Annotated in this window: 2 protein-coding genes; both read right to left on the reverse strand. The window is 64.9% G+C overall.

Going from position 1 to position 1,449, the window contains the following annotated elements:
* Window positions 1-38: 38 nt before the first annotated feature.
* A complete protein-coding gene (locus I2E13_RS10845; protein WP_324249390.1) occupies window positions 39-944 on the reverse strand; it encodes an IS3 family transposase in 906 nt (301 codons plus the stop codon).
* Window positions 911-1,449, reverse strand: a 539-nt coding sequence (locus I2E13_RS10850; protein ID WP_411161264.1) for a helix-turn-helix domain-containing protein, incomplete at its 5' end; no start/stop codon positions are given. The genes I2E13_RS10845 and I2E13_RS10850, both read right to left, overlap by 34 nt.

The raw sequence follows: 1,449 nt of genomic DNA on the forward strand, positions 1-1,449 counted from the left end.
TGAACTGCGTCCCAAATCTTGGACGCCCTAAATAGCGACTAGGCCGCGAGGGCCTGATTCCGGAACTCCTCCGGGGTCAGGCCCTTCAATCTTACCTGCCTCCGGCTCGTGTTCCAGTGGACTATGTATTCCTCCAGGTCGCGTTTGAAATCCTCGAACGTCTCCCACTCGCGGCCCCGGTAGAACTCGTCCTTGACGTGGCCGAAGAGCTGCTCGGTGGCGGCGTTGTCGATGCAGTTCGCCTTCCTGGACATGCTCTGGACGATGCCGGCGGCCTCGAGCCTGGATGTGTACGAGGCGTGCTGGTACTGCCAGCCCCGGTCCGAGTGCATGGTCGGGGCGGCGCCCTCGGGGATCTTGGACAGCAGCTCGTCGAGCATCCTGACCTGCTGGGCCATGTCGGGCGTGGTCGATATGTCGCTCGCCACAATCTCCTTGGTGCAGAAGTCCAGCGTCGGGGCCCAGTAGGCCTTGCCGCCCGCCACCTTGAACTCGGTGACGTCCGTTCCCAGCTTCCGCCACGGGGCCCCGGCGTCGAAATCCCTCGCGATCACGTTCTCGAACGTCCTGCCGACGACGCCCCTGTACGAGTTGTACCTGTGGTAGGCCGTCTCGCATCTGATACCGCAGCGAATCCCCATCTCGCGCATCATCTTGAGCACGGTCTTGTCGGCTATCACGGCCCCCTCTTCCGCCCTGAGGCACATCGCTATCTGCCGGTGCCCGCAGCCGTTGGCGGTGCGCGAGAAGATCTCGGCGGCCGCCTCCCAGAGCTCGGGGCGCGTGGGCCTCGGCGGGTGCGCGAGGGCGTAGTAGTAGGTCGACCGCTTGAGCTCGGCGCATGCGAGCAGGTGCCCGAGCGCGTGCCCCTCGGCGCGCAGGGCCGCGACCGCTTCGGCCTTCGCCCTGGTCAGAGCCCGTCCCTCTCGACCAGGGCGCGTAATTTTTTTAGGTAGGCCACCTCGGCCTCGAGCCTACGGCACCGCTCCTCGAGCTCCTCCTCGCGGGTCCGCGGCCTCGCCTTGGAACCCCTCGGCCGGCCCTTGGGCCTCGGGCGCAGGGCCTCCGCGCCGCCCCGGCGGTATAGCGCGCACCACTTCTTGAGCGGCGACATCGACATTATGCCGAACGCCGCCATCGCCTCGGTCTTCGTCATGCCGCCGTCGACGACGGCGGAGGCGGCGGCGACCTTCTGCTCGTATGTGTACCTGCCCTGCTTTCCGTCCATGCGCAGCAGCACCTCGCTCCCGAATGCGCGGTATATCTCCTGCCATCTTCTCACGGCTTCCACGGGAAGCGAAAGGGCGATCGCGGCAGATTTATACCCGTGCCCGAGCTCGAAGAGCCCTATGGCCGCCTTCCTGACCTCGATATCATGCTTCACTCTCAAATCAACGCGCATAAAGAAAGCCTCCCATTTCTCATGTCCAAGAAATGGGAGGCAGTTCA

Origin of the sequence: Collinsella aerofaciens, assembly GCF_015554145.1 — a bacterium.
Taxonomy (GTDB): domain Bacteria; phylum Actinomycetota; class Coriobacteriia; order Coriobacteriales; family Coriobacteriaceae; genus Collinsella; species Collinsella aerofaciens_AA.